This window comes from Cyanobium sp. T1B-Tous (genome assembly GCF_024345475.1).
Lineage (GTDB): Bacteria > Cyanobacteriota > Cyanobacteriia > PCC-6307 > Cyanobiaceae > Cyanobium_A.
Window position 1 is genome coordinate 1 of record NZ_JAGQBE010000047.1, and the last position, 22,443, is coordinate 22,443.

Annotated in this window: 21 protein-coding genes and 1 pseudogene; 9 read left to right on the plus strand and 13 right to left on the minus strand. The window is 69.1% G+C overall.

Annotation, left to right across the window (positions count from 1 at the left end; translation table 11 throughout):
- Together KBY71_RS10845 and KBY71_RS10850 are read left to right on the plus strand one after the other, a co-directional pair.
- A partial coding sequence (locus KBY71_RS10845; protein ID WP_254928920.1) for a lipoyl synthase occupies positions 1 to 700 on the plus strand: 700 nt, incomplete at its 5' end.
- Positions 701 to 797: 97 nt separating this feature from the next.
- Entirely contained in the window at positions 798 to 1,985 is a 1,188-nt protein-coding gene (locus KBY71_RS10850; RefSeq protein WP_254928921.1) for a carbohydrate porin, read from the plus strand.
- A 1-nt stretch (position 1,986) separates the two neighbouring features.
- Here KBY71_RS10850 and KBY71_RS10855 read toward each other — a convergent pair whose 3' ends face one another.
- The 8 genes from KBY71_RS10855 to lysA are packed head-to-tail and all read right to left on the minus strand — an operon-like array spanning position 1,987 to position 9,226.
- A complete protein-coding gene (locus KBY71_RS10855; protein WP_254928922.1) occupies positions 1,987 to 2,745 on the minus strand; it encodes a J domain-containing protein in 759 nt (252 codons plus the stop codon).
- On the minus strand, positions 2,735 to 3,280 hold the full coding sequence (locus KBY71_RS10860; RefSeq protein ID WP_254928923.1) for a hypothetical protein: 546 nt from the start codon (positions 3,278 to 3,280) through the stop codon (positions 2,735 to 2,737). The genes KBY71_RS10855 and KBY71_RS10860 overlap by 11 nt, the downstream gene beginning before the upstream one ends.
- The gene (locus KBY71_RS10865) at positions 3,277 to 4,305 is read right to left on the minus strand and encodes a DUF952 domain-containing protein (protein ID WP_254928924.1); all 1,029 of its coding nucleotides are present in this window, start codon (positions 4,303 to 4,305) and stop codon (positions 3,277 to 3,279) included. Before KBY71_RS10865 ends, KBY71_RS10860 begins: the two co-directional genes overlap by 4 nt.
- Positions 4,306 to 4,309: 4 nt before the next feature.
- Positions 4,310 to 5,254 carry a rhodanese-related sulfurtransferase gene (locus KBY71_RS10870; RefSeq protein WP_254928925.1) on the minus strand — a complete coding sequence of 315 codons (945 nt, stop codon included), beginning with the start codon at positions 5,252 to 5,254 and terminating at the stop codon, positions 4,310 to 4,312.
- The gene (gene bioB / locus KBY71_RS10875) at positions 5,251 to 6,204 is read right to left on the minus strand and encodes a biotin synthase BioB (RefSeq protein WP_254928926.1); all 954 of its coding nucleotides are present in this window, start codon (positions 6,202 to 6,204) and stop codon (positions 5,251 to 5,253) included. Before bioB ends, KBY71_RS10870 begins: the two co-directional genes overlap by 4 nt.
- Positions 6,205 to 6,978: an isoprenyl transferase gene (locus tag KBY71_RS10880; protein ID WP_254928927.1), complete on the minus strand. Its 774-nt coding sequence runs from the start codon at positions 6,976 to 6,978 to the stop codon at positions 6,205 to 6,207.
- Positions 6,975 to 7,805, minus strand: a complete 831-nt coding sequence (cdaA, locus tag KBY71_RS10885; RefSeq protein WP_254928928.1) for a diadenylate cyclase CdaA — start codon at positions 7,803 to 7,805, stop codon at positions 6,975 to 6,977. The genes KBY71_RS10880 and cdaA overlap by 4 nt, the downstream gene beginning before the upstream one ends.
- Positions 7,806 to 7,825: 20 nt before the next feature.
- Positions 7,826 to 9,226: a diaminopimelate decarboxylase gene (lysA, locus tag KBY71_RS10890; protein ID WP_254928929.1), complete on the minus strand. Its 1,401-nt coding sequence runs from the start codon at positions 9,224 to 9,226 to the stop codon at positions 7,826 to 7,828.
- A 23-nt stretch (positions 9,227 to 9,249) separates the two neighbouring features.
- Between lysA and rimI the strand changes: the two genes are divergently transcribed.
- From rimI to KBY71_RS10915, 5 genes are all read left to right on the plus strand, one after another.
- A complete protein-coding gene (gene rimI, locus KBY71_RS10895; RefSeq protein ID WP_254928930.1) occupies positions 9,250 to 9,720 on the plus strand; it encodes a ribosomal protein S18-alanine N-acetyltransferase in 471 nt (156 codons plus the stop codon).
- A 164-nt stretch (positions 9,721 to 9,884) separates the two neighbouring features.
- A complete protein-coding gene (locus KBY71_RS10900; RefSeq protein WP_254928931.1) occupies positions 9,885 to 12,437 on the plus strand; it encodes an ATP-dependent Clp protease ATP-binding subunit in 2,553 nt (850 codons plus the stop codon).
- Positions 12,438 to 12,496: 59 nt separating this feature from the next.
- Positions 12,497 to 13,603 (plus strand): iron-containing alcohol dehydrogenase family protein, encoded by a 1,107-nt coding sequence (locus KBY71_RS10905; RefSeq protein ID WP_254928932.1) that lies wholly within the window; start codon positions 12,497 to 12,499, stop codon positions 13,601 to 13,603.
- Complete coding sequence (locus KBY71_RS10910; RefSeq protein ID WP_254928933.1) at positions 13,600 to 14,478, plus strand: alpha/beta fold hydrolase; 879 nt, start codon at positions 13,600 to 13,602, stop codon at positions 14,476 to 14,478. The genes KBY71_RS10905 and KBY71_RS10910 overlap by 4 nt, the downstream gene beginning before the upstream one ends.
- Positions 14,475 to 15,113 (plus strand): DUF2993 domain-containing protein, encoded by a 639-nt coding sequence (locus KBY71_RS10915; protein ID WP_254928934.1) that lies wholly within the window; start codon positions 14,475 to 14,477, stop codon positions 15,111 to 15,113. The genes KBY71_RS10910 and KBY71_RS10915 overlap by 4 nt, the downstream gene beginning before the upstream one ends.
- On the opposite strand, the gene KBY71_RS10920 is transcribed toward KBY71_RS10915, so the two are convergent.
- From KBY71_RS10920 to KBY71_RS10935, 4 genes are all read right to left on the minus strand, one after another.
- A complete protein-coding gene (locus KBY71_RS10920) occupies positions 15,110 to 15,955 on the minus strand; it encodes a phosphatidate cytidylyltransferase (protein ID WP_254928935.1) in 846 nt (281 codons plus the stop codon). The two genes, KBY71_RS10915 and KBY71_RS10920, sit on opposite strands and share 4 nt — an antisense overlap.
- A 10-nt stretch (positions 15,956 to 15,965) precedes the next feature.
- Positions 15,966 to 16,625, minus strand: coding sequence for a precorrin-6Y C5,15-methyltransferase subunit CbiT (gene cbiT / locus KBY71_RS10925; RefSeq protein ID WP_254928936.1), 660 nt, complete (start codon positions 16,623 to 16,625; stop codon positions 15,966 to 15,968).
- Positions 16,597 to 18,009, minus strand: a complete 1,413-nt coding sequence (locus tag KBY71_RS10930; RefSeq protein WP_254928937.1) for a DegT/DnrJ/EryC1/StrS family aminotransferase — start codon at positions 18,007 to 18,009, stop codon at positions 16,597 to 16,599. Before KBY71_RS10930 ends, cbiT begins: the two co-directional genes overlap by 29 nt.
- An 83-nt stretch (positions 18,010 to 18,092) precedes the next feature.
- Positions 18,093 to 19,316: a hypothetical protein gene (locus KBY71_RS10935; RefSeq protein WP_254928938.1), complete on the minus strand. Its 1,224-nt coding sequence runs from the start codon at positions 19,314 to 19,316 to the stop codon at positions 18,093 to 18,095.
- An 85-nt stretch (positions 19,317 to 19,401) separates the two neighbouring features.
- Here KBY71_RS10935 and KBY71_RS10940 point away from each other — a divergent pair, with 85 nt between their 5' ends.
- Positions 19,402 to 20,496: an ABC transporter substrate-binding protein gene (locus tag KBY71_RS10940; RefSeq protein WP_254928940.1), complete on the plus strand. Its 1,095-nt coding sequence runs from the start codon at positions 19,402 to 19,404 to the stop codon at positions 20,494 to 20,496.
- 9 nt (positions 20,497 to 20,505) lie between these two features.
- On the plus strand, positions 20,506 to 22,227 hold the full coding sequence (locus KBY71_RS10945) for an ABC1 kinase family protein (protein ID WP_396095323.1): 1,722 nt from the start codon (positions 20,506 to 20,508) through the stop codon (positions 22,225 to 22,227).
- 21 nt (positions 22,228 to 22,248) lie between these two features.
- On the opposite strand, the pseudogene KBY71_RS10950 reads toward KBY71_RS10945, so the two are convergent.
- Positions 22,249 to 22,443: pseudogene (locus tag KBY71_RS10950) on the minus strand (hypothetical protein); the annotation flags it as partial.

Below are 22,443 nucleotides of genomic sequence, written 5' to 3' on the forward strand. Positions count from 1 at the left end.
CTGTGCCTTCTGCCAGGTGGACAAGGGCCAGGCCCCCGCCCCGCTGGATACGGGCGAAGCGGAGCGGGTGGCCGAAGCGGTGGCAAGCCTGCAGCTGTCCTATGTGGTGCTCACCGCCGTGGCCCGCGACGACCTGGCCGACCACGGAGCGGGCCTGTTCACCGCCGCCATGGCGGCCATTCGGCGGCGCAGCCCTGGGGTTGGCATCGAAGTGCTCACCCCCGACTTCTGGGGCGGACATCGCGACGAGGGTGAGGGGTTGGCCGCCCAACGCCAAAGGCTGGCCGCCGTGCTGACGGCCGCACCGGCCTGCTTCAACCACAACCTGGAAACGGTGGAGCGGCTCCAGGGCGAGGTGCGCCGCGGGGCTACTTACCGCCGCTCCCTGGGGCTGCTGGCCGCTGCCCGCAACCTGGCCCCCACCATCCCCACCAAGAGCGGCCTGATGCTGGGACTCGGGGAAAGCCGGCAGGAGGTGCTGCAGACCCTGCGGGACCTGCGCAGCGTCGATTGCCAGCGCCTCACCCTGGGGCAATACTTGCGGCCATCCCTCGCCCACATCCCGGTTGCCCGCTACTGGACCCCGGCGGAATTCGAGGACCTGGGGGCGGCGGCCAGGGAGCTGGGATTCGCGCAGGTGCGCAGCGGCCCCCTCGTGCGCAGCAGCTACCACGCCGCCGACGGCATCGGCGACAGCTGAGCCACGCCGAGGCCGGGGCGGCTCGGGCCGTGAGCGGCTCGGCGTCCTGCTGCTGACTCTCCTGCTGGCGGGCATCACCCCCGCAGGGCGCTGTGAGATGCCCGCCAAAGAGACGCTGGTGCAGGCCGAGGGACCCGACCTCAACGGCCTGCTACAGCTGCCCAGCTGGCTGGACCTGCAACTGCAGCTGCAGGCCCAGCCGCTCGCCAATCCAGCCGGGGGCGATCGCCAGGGCGCCAGCTGGGTGCAGCAGCTCAGCCTGGACGTGGTGGCGGGGCCGGGGCTGGCCAAGCCGGTGGAGCAGTGGAGCGAAGCCGACCACTGGCGCAGCCATGTGCAGCTGATGCTGTTCAGCGGCAACCCCAACTGGGGCGAGGAGATCGGAGCGGCATTCTCGTTGCAGAGCACCGCCCACCCCACCGGGCTCTGGCTCACCGAAGCCAGCCTGGAGCGGCAGATGGGGAGCGGCAACGTGGCGGTGAAAGCCGGCGTGTTCTCGATCAACCCGGGCTTTGTGGAGGCACCGGTGCTGAATGCCTACGTGCACTCGGCCCTGAACAACACCCTCAACCTCAACGTGGAGGTGCTGCCGATCAACCCCTACGCCGCACCGGGGCTGCAGGTGAGCTGGCGGCCAGAGCCCTCGGGCCGTTGGGGCGAGCTGCGCTACGGCGCCTTCCTGCTCGACCCCCAGTACAACCTGGCGGCCCTGTTTGGCGTCGATCCCGACGAGGGTCAGCTCAACGGCCACACCCAGCTGCTGCAGTGGTCGTTTGATCGCCTGCCCGGGGCGGAGGCCCTGCAGCAGCCCATCCAGCGGGGAGAGCAACGGATTGCCCGCCAGCTGCCGCCGCCACTGCTGCAGATCGCCGGCGGGTACTTGGACAACCGCAGCACCGGCAATCTGAATGGCGCCGTGGCCGCCACCTTCACGCTCACGGCACCGCTGCCGCTCGGGCTGGACAATCGGCTCTGGCTCGGCGTCAATGCCGGCTTGGAGTGGGACACCAATCCGGTGCCGCTGTTCCTCAGCGGCGGCTGGCTGAGCCAGGGGATCGTCAGCGGCCGCCCGCTGGATGTGCTGGCCCTGGGCGTCGGCAGCAGCCGCTTCAGCCCCCGCCTCTCTCCGGGCCAGAGCAGCGAAACGGTGCTGGAGCTCAACTACAGCTGGCTGGTGAACGCCAACCTCAGCCTGCAGCCGGTGCTGCAGCTGATCCTCAATCCCGACGGCAGTTCCGCCGATCCGATCCTGGCGATGGGCCTGGGGCTGACGCTGCAGTTCTGAGTCAGCCCAGTAGCAACCGATAGGCCGCCTCCAGCCGGTGAAACGCCTTGGCATCGCCGCCCAGGTCGGGGTGGTGGGCCTTGGCCAGCCGGCGATAGGCCCGCTTGATCATCGGCACACTGGCCCCGGGCTCCAAGCCCAGCTCCCGCAGGGCGCCCGCACGGGGGTCTGGGGCCGTCGCCTTGGCTTGGGCTTGGGAGTGATGGTGGGCCCCGGAGTGGTTCTCGGTGCGGGTGCCGCGGCGGCGCTGGCCCAGCTGCACCTGGCGACGCAGCAACTCCTCCACCACCTGCAAGGGAGCGTCGCTCAGCCATTCCGAAGCCCGGGGCCCATAGAGAGCAAAGGCCGCCCGCAGGGCCCATCGCACCCTGCTGTGGGGCCCCCGCAGGGCCTCAGCCAATTCGGCACCCAGGCCAGGCGCGCGGCGGTCGAGCTCCTGCTCCAGGCTGAGCTCGGGGTTCCACCAGCGCGTCCGCAGCTCCTCGATCACACCGCGCAAGCCGGCCGGCGGACCGATCCGCAGGGCCTGCCACTGGGGATGGGCGGCCATCGCCTCACCCCAGCGCTCCACCTGGTGGGGCGTGAGGCCATGGGCGAAACGGGGCTCGGCGCCGCTGGAGTGTTGCAGCTGCTCCAGCCGGCGACGCAGGGCCCGCACCTCCCGGCGCAGGGAGTCGTTCTCGGCCAGCAGGGCCTCGACGTTGCTGGTGACCGGCGGACCGCCGGAGCCGGGCCGCCAGCGACGGGGATCAAAGCCCATCCAGCCCCCCCCCACCGAGCCGGCGGGCGCTGCGGCCCAGCCCCTCCCGGCAATCGCCCCGCATCAGCAGACCGGCACCGCCCCAGAGCAACCGGGGAGCCAGGTCTGCGGGCCCGGCCCCCAGATCCCGCAGGGGATGGAAACCCAGCTGGCGGAAATAGCGCACCAGCCGGCGGTGCTGGGCGTCGCTGTCGCGGATCGCCAGGATCGTGGCCTGGCGGCAGGGGGTGGCCTCCAGCGCCCAGGCAAAGCTGGCGGCGCAGATCAGCGGGCCGACGGCAGCCGTGTCCTGGCCCTGCACGCGCAGGGTGTCGAGGCGCAGGCCTGCGGCGGTGGGCAGGGCCCAGCCCTTGAGCTCCCCCAGCAGCTCCAAGCCGCCCCGCCCCTCCTCACCGGTTAGCCGGCGCGCCACCCCAATCCGCAGGGTCCAGCCCAGCCCCAGTGGACGGCTCACCTGCAGGCGCAGCAGCAGCCCCCGCCGAACCGCTTCGGCTTCCAGGGCCTCAAGACTGGGCTGGGGCAACGGCACGCTCATGGCGCCACCCCACGGTCCTGCCCCGGACACTCCGGGGCAAAGGGCGCGGCCAGCAGCACGGCCTCCAGGGGCAGGGCGCCATAGAGATGGGGAAAGCGCTCGGCGGTGGCACCAGCCTGGGGCTCGGCCGACTCCCGGCGAACGGTCAGACCGGCGTTGGCCAGACGCTGGGGATCGAGCGTGAGCAGGAGCAGGTCAGGCGCCGACACGTCGGCGTAAAAGCGGGCGGCCGTGGCCGGCACCTGGTGGGCCTCACTGAGGTGAATGAACCCCACCTCCTCCAGGGCCAACCCCCGGGTGGAGCGGCTGTAGAGGCCGGCCAGCCGCGCCGCCCGCCACTCCTCCCGCAAGGCCAGGTGATAGAGCCAACGGGGGGAGCGCCAGGGGGAGCGCCCGTTCCAGGGCGCCGCCATCACCGCGGCCAACTCCGGACCCTGCAGAAAGCGCCCCAGCCAGTGCTGCAGAGCCGGGAGATCAGCCAGGGCGTCAAAGGCCAGCGGATCGGCGAGGCGGAACTGGCGCACGAACGGCAACAGGGACCAGTCCGCCAGGCTGGGGCGGCTGCCCAGCAGCCAGCCCCCCGGAGCCAGGCGCCGCTCCCAGCCCCGCAGGATGGCGAGACCCGCGCGGCGATGGGGCTCGGATGGCTCGCCGGGGTAGCGATTGGGGTATTTGAAGCGGTCGAGATGGTGCTTGAAGGGGCCGTCGTTCTCGGCGATCAGCGCCTCCATCTCCGCCAGCTCAGCCCCACTCCAACCCGCCAGCCAGCCGTGGGGATCCCTTCGCTCCAGGGCCCAGCGCTGGATCGCCAGGCTTTCATCGAGCACCTGCTGGCCGGCCAGCAACACCGGCACCGTGGCCTTGGCGGAGATCTCGAGTAATTCGGGGGGCTTGGCCTTGAGGCTCACCTCCCGCAGCTCCAGATCGACACCGGGCTCCCAGCCCGCAGCCGCCAACGCCAGCCGCGCCCGGATGGCATAGGGGCAACGCCGAAAGCTGTAGAGAACCGCAGGCCCTGGGTTCACCGCATCACCGCTCCGATCGCGGCGTGGGGACGCCGAGATGGCATTCCCCGCGGTGACGGGCCCGCTCCATCTGGCGCTGGCGCTCGGCGAAGCGTTGCCGATCGGAATCGCTGAAACGCTCGAGGCAGTGGCGGCAGCTCACCCCCGCCACGTAGCTGGCCAGCTGGCAATCGGCGGGGGAGAGCGGCAGGCCGCAGGCATGGCAAAGGCTGTGATCCCCCGGTTCGAGCCGGTGGTTCACGGCCACCCGGTGGTCAAACACGAAGCACTCACCCCACCAGCGGCTGCGCTCCTCCGGGATCTCCTCCAGGTAGCGCAGGATGCCCCCTTCGAGGTGGTGCACCCCCTCGAATCCCTGCTGCTGCAGATAGGCCGTGGCCTTTTCGCAGCGAATGCCCCCGGTGCAGAACATGGCGATCGCCTTCGGCTGACGCTGCTCCACCAGCGGCCGCAGCTCCTGCTCCACCCACTGGGGAAACTCGCGGAACGTGGTGGTGCCCGGATCGAGGGCCCCCTCAAAGCTGCCGATGGCCACCTCGTAGGCATTGCGGGTGTCGATCACCAGGGTGCCCGGGTCGGCGATCAGGGCATCCCACTGCGCGGGCGGCACGTGGGTGCCCACCTCGGAGGCCAAATAGGGCTGCACCTGGGGCTCACCCATGGTCACGATCTCGCGCTTGAGCCGCACTTTGAGCCGGTGGAACGCCCGGGTGTCCGACCGACTGAACTTCGCCTCCAACCGCTCCAGGCCTGCCACCTGCCGCAGCCGCGCCAACAGCGCCTGCACGCCGGCATCGGCTCCGGCAATCGTGCCGTTCACCCCTTCCGCCGCCAGCAGGATGGTGCCGCGCACTCCCTGGGCTTCCGCCAGGGCGCCCAGCTCCTGCTGCAGGTGAGGCAAGTCCTCCAGGGCGGCAAAGCGGTAGAACGCCGCCACCAGCTCACTCATGCAGTCACCCGCACTCCGGCAGCGGCCAACAGCTGCCGGTCGGCCTCCACCGCGGGGTTGCCGGTGGTGAGCAGGGTGTCGCCGTAGAAGATGGAATCGGCCCCCGCCAGCAGGCAGAGGATCTGGGCCTCCCGGCCCAACTGCTCCCGGCCGGCACTGAGCCGCACCCGCGCGTGGGGCATCAGGATCCGGGCCGTGGCCACCATCCGCACCAGCTCGAGCGGATCCACCGGCGGCAGGTCTTCCAGGGGCGTGCCCTCCACCGCCACGAGGGCGTTGATCGGCACGCTCTCCGGGTGGGGATCGAGATTGGCCAGCACCTCCAGCAACCCGGCGCGATCAGCCTCGGTTTCGCCCATACCGATGATGCCGCCGCAACAGAGGGTGATGCCGGAGCGGCGCACCCGGGCCAAGGTTTCCAGGCGTTCCTGGTAGGTGCGGGTGGTGATGATCCGGTCGTAGTGCTCGGGGCTGGTGTCGAGGTTGTGGTTGTAGGCCGTGAGCCCCGCCTCCGCCAGGCGCTCGGCCTGGGAATCGCTGAGCATGCCGGCGGTGACGCAGGCCTCCAGCCCCAGCTCCCGCACGCCACGCACCATCGCCAGCATGGCTTCGAACGGCGCCCCATCCCGGATTTCGCGCCAGGCCCAGCCCATGCAGAAGCGATCGGCACCGGCCTCCTTCGCCGCCCGGGCCCGCTCCAGCACTGGCTCCACCTCCAGCTCAGGACGACCGGCCACGTCACTGCTGTTGTGCAGCGACTGGGGGCAGTAGGCGCAGTCTTCCTCGCAGCCGCCGGTTTTGACGCTGAGCAGGGAGGCCAGCTGCACGTGGTAGCCCGGATTGGCGGCCCGGTGCACCTGCTGGGCCTGCCAGAGCAAGTCCATCAGGGGCAGCTCCAGCAGCGCCTGGATTTCAGAACGGGACCAGTCGTGACGGGTGATCAAGGGCATTCAGCAGGGATCGACACCGCCAAAGCGGCGCTGGCGGCTCTGATAGTCGCGCAGGGCGCCCAGTAGGGCGGCTTCGTCGAAATCGGGCCAGAGCACATCGGTGATGTGGATTTCGGCGTAGGCCAGCTGCCAGAGCAGGAAGTTGCTGATGCGCCGCTCGCCGCTGGTGCGGATCAGCAGATCGGGATCCCGCTCGCCGGCGGTGAGCAGTTCGGCGCTGAAACTCTGCTCATCAATGGCGGCGGGATCGAGCTCCCCGGCCGCGCAGCGCTCGGCCAGCCGCCTTGCCGCCCGCACCAGCTCGGCCCGACCGCCGTAGTTGGTGCACACGTTGAAGTGGATGCCGGTGTTGGCGGCGGTACGCGCCGTGGCATCGGCGATCAGCCGTTGCAGTCCCTCGGGCAGGGGCTCGAGATCGCCCAGGAAACGGATCCGCACCTGCTCCTGCTCCAGGGCCTGGAGCTCCCGGGCCAGCACCCGCTCGAACAGGGTCATCAGGAAGCTCACCTCCTCGCCGGGGCGGCTCCAGTTTTCGGTGGAAAAGGCGTAGGCGGTGAGGGCGCCAATGCCCCAGTCGCTGCAGAGGCGCAGGGTGCGCTTTAGGGCCTCCACACCTTCCCGGTGGCCCATCACCCGGGGCAGGTTGCGCTGCTTGGCCCAGCGGCCGTTGCCATCCATGATCACGGCCACATGGGCCGGCAGGCGCGCGGGATCGAGGCCAGCCGGAACGGGCTGGGAGGCGTTCGCAGTGGTGGTCGCCAGGGCGCGACTCATCCGCGTGATTCCGGCGTGTCCTTGGTCACGCTACGCCCCGCTGGCAAGGCCAGGGCCTGGCTGAGCAGATCATGCAGCCGGCTGCTCGTGATCGGCCGCTCCAACCGGCCCTGGCTCGCCAGCGACAGGGTGCCAGTTTCCTCCGACACCACGATGGCCAGGCACTGGTCAAAGCGCTCGGTGAGGCCCAGGGCCGCGAGGTGACGGGTGCCATAGCGGTTGATGCCCTGGCGGGAGAGGGGCAGGATCACGCCGGCAGCCACGATCCGGTTGGCCTTCACCAGCACGGCCCCGTCGTGCAGGGGGGTGTCGGCGGCAAACAAGTTCAGCAGCAGATCCACGGTGAGCTTGGCGTCGAGGCCAATGCCGGGATTGAGAAAATCCTCAGGGCGCAGATCGCTGCCCAGATCCACCACGATCAAGGCCCCGCGGCGGGCCTGGGAGAGGCGACCGGCGGCCTCACTGAGCACGGCGACAGCCCCGGAGCCGAGCTGGTCGCGGTTGCGGCTGCCAAACAGCACGCCGAGGCGGCCGGTGCCCAGCAGCTCCATCAGCCGGCGCAGCTCCCCCTGCCAGAGGATCGCCAGGGCCAGACTGCAGGCCAGCACCAGGGCCTCCACCAGCTTGCTGGTGAGAGGCAGGTTGGCGTAGCGCTGCACCACCCAGGCCAGGGCCACCAGCAACAGGTAGCCGCGCAGCAACCACAGGGTGCGGGCCTCCGTGACCCGACCCAGCACCAGCACACCCAGGCCCGTGGCAAACAGCAGATCCAGGAGCAGGCGCGGATCGATCAGCCGTAGCAACTCACCCAGTTGCGGCCCAATCACAGACGCCTAAGTCGATGGGCTCAGCCTACCGAGCGCAGCCGTTCTGGCAGAACGTCGTAGCGCAGTAGATCCTCCGGCTGCTCCCGGCGCTGCACCAGGTCGGCCAGCCCCTCATGCACCAACACCGCCGCCGGTCGGGGGATGCGGTTGTAGTTGGATCCCATCGAGGCGTTGTAGGCGCCGGTGGCGAACACCACCAGCAGATCGCCGCTGGTGGCCGGCGGCAGCGCCACGTCCTTGAGCAGCACGTCGCCCGACTCACAGTGCTTCCCCGCCACGGTGACGGTCTCGGTGGCCTCCGCCGTGGGACGGTCGGCCAGCACGGCCGTGTACTGCGACTGATAGGTGATGGGACGGGGGTTATCGCTCATGCCGCCGTCCACCGAGAGGTAGGTGCGCAGGCCGGGGATGTCCTTGCGGCTGCCCACCTCGTAAACGGTGACGCCAGCGGTGGCCACCAGGGAGCGACCGGGTTCGCACAGCAGCCGGGGCAGGTCCAGCCCCCGCTCCTGACAGGCCGCCGCCACCGCTTCCGCCACGGTGCGCACCCAGCTCTCAATCGAGGGGGGATCGTCGCTGGCGATGTAGCGGATGCCCAGGCCGCCACCGACGTTGAGGTCGCTTACCGGGTGCCCGAGGGAGCGGGCCAGGGAAAGGGCATCGGCCATCACCCCCGCGAGGTCGCGGTGGGGCTGCAGCTCGAAGATCTGGGAGCCGATGTGGGCATGCAATCCGGTGAGCCGGGCCCAGGGGCAGCCCACCAGGTGCCGCAACACCGCTTCGAGCTGGTCGGGATCGAAGCCGAACTTGCTATCGAGGTGGCCGGTGCGGATGTACTCGTGGGTGTGGCACTCGATGCCCGGCGTGAAGCGCAGCATCAACCGCACGGGCGCCCGCCCCGACTCCACAAGCCCCGGGGCCAGCTCAGCCAGCAACTCCAGATCGCGCCAGTTGTCGATCACCACCGTGACGCCGCAGCCGGCAGCCAGGGCCAGCTCCTCGCGACTCTTGTTGTTGCCGTGCAGCACGATCCGCTCGGCGGGCATGCCGCCCTGGAGCGCGGTGAGCAGTTCGCCGGCCGACACCGCATCGAGCCCCAGGCCCTCCCCAGCCACCAGGGCTGTCAGGGCCAGGGAGCTGTTGGCCTTGGAGGCATAGATCGCCAGGGCCTCCCCTGGGTAGTGGGCCGCCAGGGCTTCGCGGTAGGCCCGGCAGGTGCCCCGCAGGGTGGCCTCATCGAGCACATAGAGAGGAGTGCCGTAATTGCGGGCCAGGTCACGGAGGGCACATCCCCCCACACTCAGCGCACCCTCCGCATCCAGCGCGGTGGTGAGGGGGGTGAGATTGCGATTGGGGCTGAGCGGATCGCGCTCGAGCTCGAACGGCCGGGGCGCCGCGACGGGCTCACGGGAGATCACCATGGCTGAAGCCGCGCAGGGGGCGAGTGAGCAGCAATGTAAGGAATCTCACGCCAGAGGATCTGCAGGCCTGCCTCGCCCTCGACCGGGCCAGCCTGGAGGGCCTCTGGACCAGCGCCCAGTGGCAGGCCGAGCTGGCCGAGCCCCGCCGGCCCGGGATGGGGCTGTGGCAGGCCGACACCCTGCTAGCCATGGCCAGCGGCTGGCTGGTGGTGGACGAACTGCACATCACCCTGGTGGCGGTGGCCCCCGAGCAGCGGCGCCGGGGTCTGGGACGGCAGGTGCTGAAGGCCCTGCTGGAGGACGCCCGGCAGCAGGGCGCCCGGCACGCCACCCTGGAGGTGGCGGCAACCAATGCCGCCGCGGTGGCCCTCTACCACTCTCTGGGCTTCCAGGATGCGGGCCTGCGTCGCGGTTACTACCGCAACGGGGACGATGCCCTGATCCAATGGCTGCGGTTACCCCCGATCAATGATGCGGAGCCGGGGTGTGGATAACCGGCTTTTCTTATTGCTGAAAACCAGCAATTTGCGGCCCCGAGTTGTTGCCGAAAACCGCCCGAGCCCCTGATCCCGCAGTGGATCTGCCCTAGATTGGGCGTAAATCACACCCAACCGGTCAACCCTGGTAGCTTGGTTGCACTTGCACCAGGCCCCGGCCCATGTTCGAGCGGTTTACCGAGAAGGCCATCAAGGTGATCATGCTGGCCCAGGAAGAGGCCCGCCGCCTTGGCCACAACTTCGTGGGCACCGAACAGATCCTGCTCGGTCTGATTGGAGAGGGCACGGGCGTGGCCGCCAAGGTGCTCAAGTCCATGGGGGTCAACCTCAAGGACGCCCGGGTTGAGGTGGAGAAGATCATCGGCCGCGGTTCCGGCTTCGTGGCCGTGGAGATTCCCTTCACCCCCCGGGCCAAGCGGGTTCTGGAGCTGTCTCTGGAGGAGGCCCGCCAGCTGGGCCACAACTACATCGGCACCGAGCACCTTCTGCTGGGCCTGATCCGCGAAGGCGAGGGCGTGGCGGCTCGGGTTCTGGAAAACCTCGGCGTCGACCTGGCCAAGGTGCGCACCCAGGTGATCCGCATGCTCGGCGAAACCGCCGAGGTGGCCGCCGGCAGCGGCGGCGGCAAGGGCTCCACCAAGACCCCCACCCTGGATGAATTCGGCAGCAACCTCACCCAGCAGGCTGCCGACGGCAAGCTCGACCCGGTGGTCGGCCGTCAGAACGAAATCGAGCGGGTGATCCAGATCCTGGGCCGCCGCACCAAGAACAACCCGGTGCTGATCGGCGAACCCGGCGTGGGCAAGACCGCCATCGCCGAGGGACTGGCCCAGCGCATCAACTCCGGCGACATCCCGGACATCCTGGAAGACAAGCGCGTTCTCACCCTCGACATCGGCCTGCTGGTGGCCGGCACCAAGTACCGCGGTGAATTTGAGGAGCGCCTCAAAAAGATCATGGAGGAGATCCGCAGCGCCGGAAACGTGATCCTCGTGATCGACGAGGTGCACACCCTGATCGGTGCCGGTGCCGCCGAGGGCGCCATCGACGCCGCCAACATCCTCAAGCCAGCCCTGGCCCGCGGTGAGCTGCAGTGCATCGGCGCCACCACCCTCGATGAATACCGCAAGCACATCGAACGGGATGCCGCCCTGGAGCGGCGCTTCCAGCCGGTGATGGTGGGCGAACCGTCCGTGGTCGACACGATTGAAATTCTGCGCGGCCTGAAGGAGCGCTACGAGTCCCACCACCGCCTCAAGATTGCCGATGAGGCCCTGATCGCCGCGGCCACCCTGGGCGACCGCTACATCTCCGACCGCTTCCTCCCCGACAAGGCCATCGACCTGATCGACGAGGCCGGCAGCCGGGTGCGGCTGATGAATTCCAAGCTGCCGCCGGCTGCCAAGGAAGTCGACAAACAGCTGCGCTCGGTGCAGAAGGAGAAGGAAGACGCCGTGCGCGAGCAGGACTTCACCAAGGCAGGTGAACTGCGCGACAAGGAAGTGGAGCTGCGCGAGCAGATCCGCTCGATCCTCCAGGCGCGCAAGGACGAGGAACCCGCCGCGGAGACCACCGCAGAAGGCGGTACTGATACCGCTGCCGTGGCGGCTGCCGAGGCCCCCGTTGACGGGGAGCGCAGCCCGATGGTGACCGAGGAGGACATCGCCCACATCGTGGCCTCCTGGACCGGTGTGCCCGTGCAGAAGCTCACCGAAAGCGAGTCGGCCAAGCTGCTGAACATGGAGGAAACCCTCCACCAGCGCCTGATCGGCCAGGACGAAGCCGTCAAGGCGGTGTCCCGCGCCATCCGCCGCGCCCGGGTGGGCCTGAAGAACCCCAACCGGCCCATCGCCAGCTTCATCTTCTCCGGCCCCACCGGCGTGGGCAAAACCGAGCTCACCAAGTCGCTGGCGGCCTACTTCTTCGGCAGCGAAGAGGCCATGATCCGCCTCGACATGTCCGAGTTCATGGAGCGCCACACGGTCAGCAAGCTGATCGGCTCCCCTCCGGGCTACGTGGGCTTCAACGAGGGCGGCCAGCTCACCGAGGCGGTGCGGCGCCGGCCCTACACCGTGGTGCTGTTCGACGAGATCGAGAAGGCCCACCCCGATGTGTTCAACCTGCTGCTGCAGCTGCTGGAAGACGGTCGCCTGACCGATTCCAAGGGGCGCACGGTGGACTTCAAGAACACCCTGATCATCATGACCTCGAACATCGGTTCAAAGGTGATTGAGAAGGGAGGCGGCGGCCTCGGCTTCGAATTCGGCGGCGGCGATGCGGATGAAACCAACTACAACCGCATCCGCTCCCTGGTGAATGAGGAGCTGAAGCAGTACTTCCGCCCTGAGTTCCTCAACCGTCTCGACGAGATCATCGTCTTCCGTCAGCTCACCCGCGACGAGGTCAAGGAGATCGCCGAGATCATGCTCAAGGAGGTGTTCGGCCGAATGCTGGAGAAGGGCATCGCCCTCTCCGTCACCGACGCCTTCAAGGAGCGACTGGTGGAAGAGGGCTACAACCCCTCCTACGGCGCACGCCCCCTGCGCCGCGCGGTGATGCGCCTGCTCGAAGACTCCCTGGCCGAGGAGTTCCTCAGCGGCCGAATCGGTGATGGCGATGCCGCCGTCGTGGACGTCAACGACGACAAGCAGGTGGTGATCCGCAAACAGGTTGCCCTGCCTGCCGAGCCCGAGCTCGCCACGGCCGGCGTCTGATGCCCGGCGGGCCGGAACCCCGGCCCGTACCATCAATTGGGGATGACAATCACACCGGGATGAGCAACCCCCTGAGCCAACACGCCATTGCTCCCGCCGAGGTGTTGCGGGGCCCTGGGGCCTGGACCCAGGGTGTGGCGCGCATCGCCCAGCTCTGCGGCAGACCCCTGCTGCTCGGTCGCAGTGACGCCACCGCCGGGTTGCGTCAGCAGCTCAGTGCCGATCTGGCCGCAGCCGGCCTCGCCCCCCGCTCCGCCGAACTCCGCCACGACTGCTGCGAAGACGACCTCAGCCGGGTGGCGATCGCGCTGCAGGACGGCGCCTGTGATGCCGTGATCGCCATCGGCGGCGGCAAGGTGCTCGATGCGGGCAAGCTGCTGGCCCATCGCCAGGAGCTGGTGTGCATCACCGTGCCCACGAGCGCGGCCACCTGCGCCGGCTGGACCGCCCTGGCCAACGTATACACCCCCGCCGGTGCCTTCCTGAGCGACGTGGCCCTGGCCCGCTGCCCGGACCTGCTGATCTTTGACCACACCCTGGTGCGCCAGGCTCCGCCCCGCACCCTGGCCAGTGGCATCGCCGACGCCATGGCCAAGTGGTACGAGGCCTCAGTGAGCAGCGGCGCCAGCGGCGACGGACTGGTGCAGCAGGCCGTGCAGATGGCCCGGGTGCTGCGGGACCAGCTGATGCTCGAAGCCGAAGCCGCCCTGCACGACCCCACCAGCGCCGCCTGGGAACGGGTGGCGGAAGCCTGTGGCCTCAGCGCCGGCCTGATTGGCGGGATCGGCGGGGCCCGTTGCCGCACCGTCGCCGCCCACGCGGTGCACAACGGCCTCACCCAACTGGAGGCCAGCCACGGCCACCTGCATGGCGAAAAGGTGGGTTTCGGCATCCTGGTGCAGCTGCGGCTGGAGGAGGTGCTCGGCGGCAACCAGCTCGCCGGCCAGGCGCGCCGGCAACTGCTGCCCCTGTTCCGCCGGCTGGGCCTCCCGCTGAGCCTCGACGAGCTGGGCCTGGGCCAGGCCGGTCTGCATGAGCTGCAGCTGGCCTGCAGCTTTGCCTGCCGCGACGGCTCCGACCTGCACCACCTGCCCTTCCCCGTGGGCCCCAACGACCTGCTGGCCGCCCTGGTGAGCACCTGCAGCAGCGAGCGCCAGCCCGCGTGAACAACGTGGCCCTGGTGGACGAAGCCGCCCGCAGCCTGCTCGACCCCCAGGGCCGGGAGCTGGCCGCCCAGGTGGAGTGGTGGTCCCTGCCCGAGCTCGAGGCTGGCAACGGCTGGGGGCCCTGGCCGGTGGCCGTGCTGGGGGAAGGCCCACCGGTGCTGCTGCTGCACGGTTTTGACAGCTCCTTTCTGGAATTTCGGCGGCTTGCACCGCTGCTGGCTGGGGGCGCCCAACTGTTCATCCCCGACCTGTTCGGCTTCGGCTTCTGCCCCCGCCCCCCTGACGGCGATTACAGCCCCAGCGGCGTGCTGCGCCACCTGGAGGCGCTGGTGGCCGCGATCCAGCAACGCAACCCGGCCCCCCTCGGGCTGATCGGCGCCTCGATGGGGGGCTCGGTGGCGGTGGAGCTGGCCCGGCGGCTGCCGGAGCAGGTGACACAACTGCTGCTGCTGGCCCCAGCGGGCCTCACGGGCCGGCCCATGCCCCTGCCGCCCCTGCTGGATGGGCTGGGGGTGCGCTTTCTGGCCCTGCCCGGGGTGCGCCGGGGCCTCTGCCGCACCGCCTTCGCCGATCCGGAGGCCTCCGTGGGTGCCGCGGAACTCGAAATCGCGTCCCTACATCTGCAGAGCCCCGGCTGGGGCGAGGCCCTGCGGCGTTTCGCCCGTTCTGGCGGCTTCGCGGGCTGCGGGGCGCCCCTGCCCGACCAGCCGATCCGGGTGCTGTGGGGAGCGAATGACCGCATCCTGCGGGCCCCTCAGAAGAAGGCAGCCCTGGCCCTGTTGGGCGAGCGGGTGCAAGAACTGGAGGCCTGCGGCCACCTCCCCCACCTCGACCAGGCGGCTACCGTCGCCGCCACCTGGTTCACTCCAGCATGAGCAGTTCTGAGGAGAAGGCCGGCGGGCCGGTGATGCAACTGCTGGCCAGCGGGCTCCAGCTGTGGGTGCGCCAGCAGTGTCAGAGCATCGGCAGCCTGGACATCCAGCTGGACGGTTCGGCGTTGCAGCTGCTGCGCGGGCGGCTGGCGGGGGTGCAACTGCTGGCCCGGCGGGTGGTGTATCGGGAGCTCCATCTCGAACTGGTGGAGCTGCGCAGCGGCCCGATCCAGGTGCATATCGGCAACCTGCTCAAGGGGCAGCCGGTGCAGCTGGAACGGGCGTTCCAGATCCAAGGCCAGGTGAGTTTCACCCCAGACGGCCTCACCCGCTCCCTCAGTGCCCCCCAGTGGAGGGCCCTGGGGGACAGCCTGGGCGAAGCCCTGCTGGGCATCGTGCCGCTGGTGGAGCTGCGCATGCACCGCGACCGGCTGATCTTTGCCGCCCGGGGCCTGGGCAGCCGGGACCTGATCGAGCTGGAAACCACCATCGCCGCCGTGGAGGGCAGCGTGGAGATCCGCTCCAGCGACGGCACCCTGCGCAGTCGGCTGCCGATGGATCCCGGCATCACCATCAGCGACGCCCGCCTGGAAGCCGGCATGGTGCAGCTCCTGGGCGAGGCCCGGGTGAGCGTCTAGCCCTGCACCAGGGGCAACACCAGGGTCACCAGGGAATACACCACCGCCGGCACGAACAGGTAGCTGTCGATGCGATCGAGCACCCCACCGTGGCCCGGAATCGCATCGCCGGAATCCTTCAGGCCCGCATCCCGCTTCATCATCGATTCGGTGAGATCCCCCACCAGGGCGAACACCGCCACCACCGCCCCCAGCACCGCACCGATCAGCCAGCCCCAGCTCCAGCCGATCCAGGTGCCCCCCAGGGCCCCCACCGCCATGGAACAGACCACCCCACCGAGGGCCCCCTCCACGGTCTTGCCCGGGGAAATGGGCGAGAGGGGGTGTCGGCCAAGCCGGCGGCCCACCACGTAGGAGCCGATGTCGGTGGCCACGATCAGAAAACAGGCCAACAGGGTGAGGGCCAGCCCAGACCCCTCCAGGTCCCGCAGCCGGATCCAGTAGCTGGGCAAGAACCCCAGATAAAAGAGCCCGAAAATTGAGGCGGCGATGTCGGCGATGGTGCCGGTGACCGGTTGCAGCAGCAGCCAGCCACAGATCACGGCACCGGAGGCGGGCAGCACGGCGGCGGCCACATCACCGGCAAACCAGCCGCCCCCACTGGCCAGCTGGGTGGTCACCAACAGCAGCTGCACCGCCACCAGGGTGGTTTTGGTGGCGGGCCGGATCCCCTTGAACTGGGCCATCCGGAAAAACTCCAGCAGTCCCAGATGCACGATCAGGCCCACCGCCACGGTGAACCACCAGCCGCCGAGCATCACCACCACGAAGCCGAAGGCGCCCGCGGCCCAACCGCTCAGCAGCCGGGGCAGGGAGGTGGCGGTGCGGGGGGACGGAATCAAGGCGGGGTGATCAGGCGGGCTCGGTGTGGGGGGAACGCTCCGCGGCGATCAGGAACAGGGGCTCCGCCGCCGCCAGCTTGGCCTGGCTGCCCCGGCGCTGCATGCGGTGCACGGTGGCCTGCACCACCTGCACATCCCGGGCCTGCAGCTGGCCCAGGGTATCGGTGGCATCCACCAGACCCTCCAGGCTGGCGGTGCTGATCACCAGTCGCCCCTGGGGCACCAAGGCCTCCCACACCGCCAGCAACACATCCCCCAGGGGACGGCCCACCTCCAGCAGCACCCGGTCGGGGTGGGCCGGGAGCTGGGCCAGGTCGGCCGGAGCGGCGCCGGCATGGATGTGCAGGTTGGAGATGCCGAACCGGCGGCGGTTCTGTTCGAGCAGCTCGATGGCATCGGGATCGCGCTCGAGGGTGTGCACCGCCCCCCTGGGCATCAGCCGGGCGATCTCGAGGGCCAGGGCACCCGTGCCACCCCCCACATCCCACACCAGGGAGTCGGGCCGGGGGCGCAGATGGGCCAGCAGCATCACCCGCAGCTCCATCGGCGTGGGGCTGAAGCCCGGGGCATCCTCAAAGGCGCTGTCGGGCAGCCCGGGAGTGACGAAATCCCACTGGTAGGGCGCCTGGGGCGAGGCCTGGTCAGGCGCCACCGCTGCGTGGTGATCCATCGGCGCAGGCAAATCCATCGGCGCAGGCAAATCCATCGGCGCAGGCAGATCCATCGGCCCCCGATCCGGCCACAACCCTCACCGTATCAGCGATCTGGCCGGGCCAAAGCCGGGCCTGGTGCTGCAGCCAAACGGCCCGGGCCGGATCGATCCGCTCGCCTGGCACCAGCAGGGGGATGCCGGGGGGGTAGGGGCAGAGCGGTTCCGCCGCGATCCGGCCGGCCGCCGCGGCCAGCGGCACCGCTTCGGCAGGAGCCCGCCAGGCCTCTCCGATCGGGAGCTCCGGTTCCGCCACCAGGGGCAGGGGCGGGGGACTGAAGGGCGGCAGGGGATGGCCCCCCAGGGCACGCCGCAGGCGCTTCAACTGGCGGGGAAGCCGCCACACCACCCCGACCGGCGGCCCCAGCCCCAGGCAAAAGGTGAGCACCCCCGGCTCGGGCAACTCGGCGATCACGCCCCGCTCCAGCAGCCAGGCATCGGCATCGAGACCATTGATCCCCAGGGCCGCCGTGTGCAGCACCAACCGCAGGGGGTCGTCACTGGCCAGCAGGGGCAGCCCCGCCAGCTCGCAGCGGCGGCGAAGGCGCTCGCCGATCTGCTCCGCCCGGCGGCGGCGGCGCCGGCCCCCCGGGCTGGTGAGCTCCTGCAGGGTTGCCTCGGCCGAGGCCAGCAGCAGGGCACTGGGGCTGGAGGTCTGCAGCCACAGCAGGGCCCGGGCCACGGCGGCAGGGTCCACCCGCTGCCCCTGGAGCAACAGGGCCGCGCTCTGGGCCAGGCCGCCACCGGCCTTCTGGCCGGAGAGCACCACCAGGTCGGCCCCAGCCGCCAGCGCCTCACCAAGGCCATGGGCCTGGTCCACCAACACCGGCAGCCCGTGGCCGTGGGCCAAGGCCACCAACGCCGGCAGATCGGACCGCTGGCCCTGATAGCTCGGCGACACCAGCACCAGCGCCGCCACGGGACCGGCCGCCTTGAGGACAGCCGCCAGGTGGGCCGGACTGGGCGGCCGCCACAGACCGGTGGCCGGATCGAAGGGCAGGTCGTACAGCAAGGGCCGCACCTGGCCGAGCACACAGGCGTGCAGCAGGGAGCGGTGCAGGTTGCGGGGCAGGAGCACCCGGCTGCCGGGGGGGGCCAGGGCCAGCAGGGCCGCCTGCAGCAGGCCACTGGCGCCATTGACGCCAAACCACACCGCCCCAGCACCGAGCTGGTGGGCGCAACGCCGCTGGGCCTCGGCCACGGCGCCGCTGTCGATCAGGGGACCGCCAAACTCCGGCAGTTCTGGCAGGTCCCAGCTGCCCGGGCGCTGGCGCAGCAGGCGTTGCAAGGCGGGCGACAGGCCCCGTCCGCGGCCATGGGCCGGCAGATGCAGCGGCAGGCCCATGGCGGAGCAGTTCGCGTGCCTTGAGTCTGCCAATCGACCGGCTGCCGGACCCAGGACCATCCCCCCAGTCGCCCGAAGCCTGCTCAGGCTCCGGCCGGAATGGTGAACCAGGCGGTGGCAATCGCCAGGCTGCTGAAGATCACCACCACCACGGGCCAGCTGTTATCGAGATGGTCGAGCCGCCCCCTCAGTGCGGCTTGCGCCTCGGCATCCTCCAGCGCCTCCATGTCGGCATAGCGACGACCAATCCAGATCACCAGCACAAAAGCCACCAGGGTGACCACATAGGCCACCACGTAGACCTGATCGAGGAAGGTGAGGAAAGGAAGAACGGGCAGGTCACTGCGGTAGGTCTGCTGCAGGAACACCAGGGTCAGCAACACCGTGACCGGGATGCTGGCACGGGCATCCTGTTCATCTGGGCGCACTTTGAACACCAACAGCACCATCGCCATCAGCACAACCAGGGGCAGCAACAATCGCCACACCGCAGCCCAGGCCGAGGTGCCGAAGGAAATCTCGTACAACACCAGGCTGTAATCACTTTCGCCACCACCTTGCCCAAAACTGGTGGCGTACTGGTGGCGGTATTCAGCAATCGACCAGCCCTGGTTCAACCAGCCCAGGATGCGGGCATTGAAACCCATGCCGCTATCGCGAATGTCGGGCTCAAGCCGCAGCTGGTTGTAGCTGAGGCTGCCGTCCACATCATCGGCCTCGATGAACAACGGCAGGCTGATGCTCATGAAGGGGTAATGGCGAAAGCTCGCCTGATCGAGCAGATAGCGACCGCGGTAGGTGAACAGTTGGTAATACCCTCCATCAGCACGGCGCTCGGGGCCTTCCCCCACCGGAGTGAGCTCCGGTGGGGCGTCGGTGATCAGGGTGTTCAGCAGGGTGAAGCGCTGATCAATCGAAATGCCCGCCGCATCGAGATAGCGCTGGAGAGGCTCATCCCAGATCAACCAGATGTAGCCACTGGACGCAAAACTGGGGACGCTCAGATCGAGCTCGGAAGCGGTATTGGCATAGACCCCAACCTGGGCCCGATAGGGAGCGGTGGCCAACGCCTCCTGATCCACCTTGGCCTCGCCGGAATTGAGCAGATCCCCACGCAGGGTGGTCCAGCCACTGGCGGGCAAGTGATCCGGATCAATGGTGAGGGATCGGGCTGAGGTGGACAGCCGCAGGGCATCACGGGTCTGGACCGGTTTGATGTCGATGCGCGTGATCGCGATCAAGGCCAGAATCACCGCCAGCAGGAGCGACAGTGTGGCGAGCAGATTCCAGCGCCGCTGCTTCCGCACTGGTTTCAGGAGGCCGATGGTCCCGACATTACGTGCCAGACGCCGATTTGGCCTGCTGCTGCTACCCCTGCTGGCACCTGTGTTGGTGCGGTCCGCCCCGGCGGCGCGCCAACCGCCTCAGGCCCCCCGAGAGCTGGTGATCGGCCAGTCGGCCCCGTTCAGTGGGCCCTCCGCCCAAACGGCCAGGGATTACCAAGAAGGCTTGCTCGCCTGGTTTGCCGACGTCAACCGGCGAGGGGGGGTCCATGGCCGGCGGTTGCGCCTGGTGAGCCTGGATGACCGCTACGACCCGAAGCTCACCCTGCGCAACACACGCCAGCTGGTGGAACAGCAGCAGGCCATCGCCCTGATCGGCTATTTCGGCACGGCCAACTCCAAGGCCGTTCTTCCCTTGGTGGAGACGGTGGGCATCCCCTACGTGGCTCCGCGAACCGGGGCCAGAGCGGTGCTGAAACCCTTTCGCCCGATGGTGTTCAACCTGCGGGCCAGCTATCAGGCCGAAATCGATCGGGTGATCGACCAACTGGTGCGCGACGGCCGCCACCAGGTGGCGGTGGTGCACATCACCGATGCCTATGGCGAAGACGGGCTGCGCTCCAGCCAGATCGCCCTGGCCCGCCATGGCCTGCGGCCGGTGGCGATTGCCGGGGTGCAGCGCAACTCCACCAACACCGAAGCCGCGGCCCGGAAGGTGCTGGCCGCCCAGGCCAATGCGGTGCTGGTGATCGCCACCTTCACCACCTCCGCCGCCCTGACCCGCGACCTGTCCCAACTCGGCAGCAGGGCCCAACTGATGAACCTGTCGCCTGTCGGCATCGAGGGCTTGCAGGATGCCCTGCCCGGGGGCCAGGCCAATGGCATCGGCATCTCCCAGGTGGTTCCCTTCCCCTGGAACCGGAGGGTCCCGGTGGTGGCGCAATACCAGCAATTGATGCAGCGGCAGCAAACGGAAGCCCGCTACGGCTACACCAGCCTGGAGGGGTTCCTGGCCGCCCGCTGGCTGACCGCCGCCCTGGAGAAGGCCGGTCCCAATCCCAGCCGCGCCAAGGTGGTAGGGGCCTTCCGGAGCCTCACGTCCCTCGACCTGGGTGGCTTCAAGCTGCAGCTCGGACCAGGCGACAACCAGGCCAGTGATCTGGTGGAGCTCACCTTCCTCGGCTCCCAACGCTGGGGGCCCTGAACCTCACCCATGGCGGGGCAGATCGCGTTTCTAGAGTCTTTTGATCATCTGGCTGCCGCGCCCGTGACCATCGCCGAAGCCGCCAGCAGCCCGCGCTACGACCCGGGGCGCGATCTGCGCTGGCTGCTGCTGCGCCCCTGGGTGCTGGTGAGTCGCCTGCTGGTGGTGCTCTGGCAGCTCGGCAGCCTGGCCCTGGTGCTGGTGGTGCAGGGCAACAGCAGCGATTCCGCCGTTCAGCAGCAACTGGGGCGGCGGATCCTCACCACCCTCACGGCCCTGGGCCCCTGCTTCATCAAGGTGGGGCAGGCCCTCTCCACCCGCCCCGACCTGGTGCGTCGCGACTGGCTCGAACAACTCACCCAGCTGCAGGACAACCTGCCCCCCTTCCCCCACGCCATCGCCCTGGCCACGATCGAGCGGGAGTTGGGCGCTCCGGCCGATCAGCTTTTCGAGCAGTTCCCCGACTACCCGGTGGCCGCCGCCAGCCTCGGGCAGGTGTACAAGACCCAGCTCGCCGATGGCCACTGGGTGGCCGTGAAGGTGCAGCGGCCCAACTTGCCCACGATTCTGCGGCGGGATCTGGTGATCATCCGGCTGCTGGGGGTGCTCACCGCCCCGTTCCTGCCGCTCAACCTGGGCTTCGGGCTGGGCGACATCATCGATGAGTTCGGCTCCACCCTGTTTGAGGAGATCGACTACCGGCTCGAGGCCAACAACGCCGAACGGTTCGCCAGTTTGTTTGCAGCGCAGCCGGAGGTGACGGTGCCCCGGGTGGAGCGGCTGCTCTCCAGCGAGCACGTGCTCACCACCCAGTGGATCAATGGCACGAAGCTGCAGGAACGCCAGGCCCTAGAGGCCCGCAACCTGGATCCGGCGGCCCTGATCCGCACCGGTGTGATCGCGGGCCTGCAGCAACTGCTGGAGTTCGGCTACTTCCACGCCGATCCCCACCCGGGCAACCTGTTTGCCCTCTCCGGCAAAACCGGCGCCATGGGCCACGTGGCCTACGTGGATTTCGGCATGATGGATTCGATCACCGACAGCGATCGCCTCACCCTCACTGGCGCGGTGGTGCACCTGATCAACCGAGATTTCCGCTCCCTGGCAGGCGATTTCATCAGCCTGGGCTTCCTCAATCCCAAGACCGATCTCGAACCGATCGTGCCGGCCCTGGAGGAAGTGCTGGGCGGGGCCCTCGGTGAGAACGTGGGCTCCTTCAACTTCAAGGCGATCACCGATCGTTTTTCGGAGCTGATGTACGCCTACCCCTTCCGGGTACCGGCCCGCTTCGCCCTGATCATCCGGGCCGTGGTGAGCCAAGAAGGCCTGGCCCTGCGGCTGGATCCCAGCTTCAAGATCATCAACGTGGCCTATCCCTATGTGGCCCGGCGGCTGCTGGCCGGTGACACCAGTGAGATGCGCGAAAAGCTGCTCGAGGTGCTGTTCGATCGTGAGGGTCGCCTCCGCATCGAACGGCTGGAAAACCTGCTGGCCGTGGTGGAGAACGACAGCACCAGTCCGAACCTGTTGCCGGTAGCTGGCGCAGGGCTGAAATTGCTGCTGGGCCCTGGAGGCACCAGCCTGCGGCAGCGGCTGCTGCTCACGCTGGTGCAGGGCGATCGCCTCCACACGGACGACCTGCGCGCCCTCCTCTCCCTGATGGGGCGGACTTTCAGCCCCCGCAAACTCGTGGGGGGCATGCTCTCCAGGCTGTCGCCGCTAGCGGCCTGAGCTCCGTAGCGCCTCGACTCCTTAGACCACCTGGGGAATGGTGATCCAGCAGAAGGTGATGGCCGCTCCGCCCAGCAGCACCACCACCAGCGGCCAGGTGTCATCGAGCCGATGCAGGTGGCGCTGGAGGGCCTCCTTGGCGACAGGGTCCTCCAGAGTTTCCATGACGGCGTAGCGGCGGCCAATCCAAAGCACCAACACAAAGGCCGCCAGGGT